Source organism: Pseudomonadales bacterium (genome assembly GCA_013215025.1).
In the GTDB taxonomy this organism is placed as follows: Bacteria; Pseudomonadota; Gammaproteobacteria; order Pseudomonadales; family DT-91; genus DT-91.
The window spans coordinates 1-3,832 of the sequence record JABSRR010000211.1 but is presented as its reverse complement, the minus strand read 5'-3'; the positions used below and the strand labels follow the sequence as shown (position 1 = coordinate 3,832).

Annotated in this window: 3 protein-coding genes; 2 read left to right on the top strand and 1 reads right to left on the bottom strand. The window is 45.1% G+C overall.

What is annotated here, in order from left to right; all coding sequences use genetic code 11:
* Both era and HRU21_11885 read left to right on the top strand, forming a co-directional pair.
* A partial coding sequence (era, locus tag HRU21_11890) for a GTPase Era (GenBank protein NRA42990.1) occupies positions 1-689 on the top strand: 689 nt, incomplete at its 5' end.
* A 2-nt stretch (positions 690-691) separates the two neighbouring features.
* Positions 692-1,462, top strand: coding sequence for a DNA repair protein RecO C-terminal domain-containing protein (locus HRU21_11885; GenBank protein NRA42989.1), 771 nt, complete (start codon positions 692-694; stop codon positions 1,460-1,462).
* A gap of 158 nt (positions 1,463-1,620) precedes the next feature.
* Here HRU21_11885 and HRU21_11880 read toward each other — a convergent pair.
* Positions 1,621-3,832, bottom strand: a 2,212-nt coding sequence (locus HRU21_11880; GenBank protein ID NRA42988.1) for a response regulator, incomplete at its 5' end; no start/stop codon positions are given.

Sequence of the window (3,832 nt, the reverse complement as noted above, 5' to 3'; positions counted from 1 at the left end):
TCAATCGTTTAATGAATAAAAATGCAGAGTCAGTGGTGCATGACGTTGATGTATTGGTTTTTATGGTAGATGCGCTGGTTTGGAATAAACAAGACCAACATGCGCTGGACAAGCTGAAGTATGCAGAATGCCCGGTGATTTTAGCGATTAATAAAACCGATAAAGTTGATCAAAAAGCTAAGCTGCTTCCCTATATCGAACAGCTAAGCTCACTGCGTGAGTTCAGCGATATCGTACCCTTAATTGCCAATCGTGGTGAGGGCGTCGCCGAGTTGGAGGCATTAATTCGTCAGTACCTTCCGCAGTCGCCTGCCTTTTTTGACCAAGATCAGCTGACCGATAAATCTGAGCGCTTTCTGGTAGCCGAAATTGTGCGTGAAAAAATTATGCGCCAAACGGCAAAAGAAATTCCATATGCAGCAACCATTGAAATTGAGAGTTTTAAAGAAGATCCGAAGCTAATAACCATTCATGCGCTGATTTTGGTTGAGCGTGACAGTCAAAAGTCTATTATTATTGGGCAGCGCGGCAGCCGTTTAAAGCGGGTGGGCAGTGATGCAAGACAAGATATTGAAGAGTTGTTAGGTAAAAAAGTATTGCTCAAGCTCTGGGTTAGAGTTAAACAGGGTTGGTCGGATGATGAGCGTGCGCTTAATTCGCTGGGTTATGGGCCTGATATTGATCGCTAGCTGTGAAATCTAAAACGCATCTGACTCAGGCCTATTTAATACAGTTAACCGCCGTTAAAGAGCACGATGCTGTAGCGCAGTGCTTTACCCATGATTTTGGCTTGCTCAGTTTTTACTGCAGCAATCTATACCCCGCCAAGCGCCAAAAATCCTCTACATCATCAGCAAAATCAATAGCAAAAGCAGAAACAACGCTGGCACAGCTACAGCCGGCCTGTTTACTTGAAATCAGCTTTCGCAGCAGTCGACATAGCAGCTTAGCCAAACCCTTAGAGATACAGCGGCTCAGTGTGACGCCGCCGTTAGATGCAGAGCAATTAGCCTTATTGTCCTATCTACATGAGCTACTGCGTTTATTTAAGCCTGAGTCAGATGACACGCAGCAGGGTTTATTTTTACGCTACCAGCAATGTTTAGTCAGCCTGTTCGAATCCACGTCAAATCTGCTTGCAATGCGCCGATTCGAGGCCTTGCTGCTAAGGCAGGCAGGCTGGCCGATCAATTTACAGCTTGATATAAATGGCCAGCCGCTGCAGCGCGAAAGCCCCTATTGCGTTACTCCTGCAGGTTTACATCCTGCATCAGCGCAGGATGATCAGCAGGCTGTCTTTAGCGGTGCAGCCATTACTGCATTTGTGGCAGCAGACATAGCTTCTCAGCATCAGGCGGCTGCTAAACGGCTATTTCAGATCTGCTTTCAGCTATTGTTTCCGACGGTGCGCTTAAAAAGCCGTGTATATTTACAGCAGCTGATCCAATATCGTCAAGGTTAGTGTAACAGCGGCTTTAACAAAGCTTGCAGTTTTCTTTGACGCCCGCTCGATTGCCAGCATTACCAGCGCAAGAACCTTAATCGGCAATTACGATTATGATTGATGCGAAACAGTTTGAGGCTAATCAGCTAGAGCCAGAGCCAGAACGTAAACTAAGCCTAAGCGGAAAGCTGGCTTAATGCGGCTTGCAATGAATGGGCGTCACGCCAGCTAGCAATAGCATCGGCGCTAGCCTGCAGCTGCTGAAATTGCTGTGCTAACTGTTGCTGACTAGCAGCGGCTTTTAGTGAATTTTCAAGGGTCTGACACTGTTGTTTAAACTGCGGCACACCGGTATAGCAGCAAGCGCCATGCAGTTTATGACTGAGTTCCTGCATCGCGTGATAATCGTTGTCTACTAACATCTTGCCTAAAGATTCAAGAGACGGCGTTAGCTCATGAAAAAACATATCAAACATATCTATCGCCAAATCGGCTTTGAAGTTTGCCAATTTTAAGCACAAATCAGGGTCAACCGCGGGGAGTGGGGCAAGGTTTTCAGCTTTACTGCACAACTGCACGATGCTCTGCAGAAGCGCCTCTTCATTAATGGGCTTGGTTAAATACTCAGCGAAGTGAGTTTTTAACAGACGTTTTTTCTCATCCAATTGCATATTAGCCGTGAGAGCGACAACCGGGGTTTGCTGATTCAGGCTTGACTCACTTTTGATCACCTCAGTAGCTTTTATACCGTCGATGATTGGCATTTGAATATCCATAAAAATAATGTCAAATGCCTGACTATGGGCAATTTGGATCGCCTCTTCACCATTTGTCGCGGCGGCCACATTGGCGCCGAGGTCACGCAGTAAAATATGCAATAACTTTAAGTTAGCCGGTTGATCATCGGCGATTAAAATATTAATGCCTTGCAGTTTGGAAGATTGCTCTTCAGTATGCATCGCATAGTCGCTATGCTCGTTAAATACCGCTTGCAAAGAGCGCTGCAAACGCTGTTGTACTAGCGGTTTTAAACACAGCTGAAAGTTTGCGTGTAGGCTAATAAACTGCTCTATTTGCTGATGAATAGGCGTTAAAACCAATACCTGTTGAAGCGGATAGTTAGCTAGTCGTTCAAGCTGCGCTAACTCATGATTGATATCGGCGTCGGCTTTAATGCTGTACAACACAATGCCGTTAGAGTGCTCAGATAAATAATGATGAAATGCATCTAGTTGATCAAAGCAGCTGACTTTCAGGCCAAACTCTTCCAGTAAGTGACGAGTAGACAGGCTAAGCAAAGAATGTGTTTCAAATAATATGACAGCCTCATTTGGCCAGGGCTGGTAGTCGCTTTGATGCTGCGAGTCGGCTTTTTGCAATAATATATTGAATGAAAAGGTTGTGCCTTGGTTAGGCTTTGACTCAACATGAATATCACCATGCATTTGACTGATCAGATTTTTGACAATCGATAAGCCAAGACCGGTGCCGCCATACTCTCGACTAATCGATGAGCTGGCTTGTGAAAATGCCTCAAATAGCTGTTGCTGTTGGTCTTGATGCATGCCGATGCCGGTGTCGCTGATCGTTACGGAGAGCTGAGTTTCACTATCAGTCTCAGATTCTAACGATACTCTAATGGCAACGGTGCCCGACGGGGTGAACTTAATTGCGTTGCTGACTAGATTAGAGATAATCTGTTTTAGTCTGAGTGGGTCACCGACTAAATGTAAGGGCACATCTTGGTAGATCATCAAGGCAAACTCAATGCCCTTGTCATAGGCCTGCGGTGCGAATAAAGTCAGTACATCTTCAAACACCTGCCGCAGATTAAATGGCGATTTATCGAGCTCTAATTTGCCAGCCTCAATTTTTGAAAAATCTAAGATATCATTGATGATTGCCAATAAGCCCTCAGAGCTTTGTTGAATCGTTTCAACATAATCGGCCTGCTGCGGATTCAGCTGCGTACGCTGTAATAATTTGGTGAAGCCGATCAGTCCATTGAGTGGTGTGCGAATTTCATGGCTGGTATTGGCTAAAAAATCAGATTTAATTTGAGATGCATCGGTAGCGGATTTTTTTGCCAGCGATAGCTCGATATTTTGAATCTCAATGGTTTCAATGGTTTGTTTCAAGTCACTGGTGGTAAGTTCAACGCTATGGCGCATATCATCAAACTCATGCCGAATAGCCAGTGCTGCTTGATGCACATTCTCTGCCAACTGGCGCATTTCATGGGTGCGGATGTTCGCCGGTTTTAGTGCATGATTGCCTTTGGCAATTTGGCTTAAACCCTTGTTAATTTTGCGAATATCATGATATAGGTTTTGGCTTAAACGCCAGGCTAATATCGCGGCGAGTATAAAGAAGATCAGCAGCAGGCTG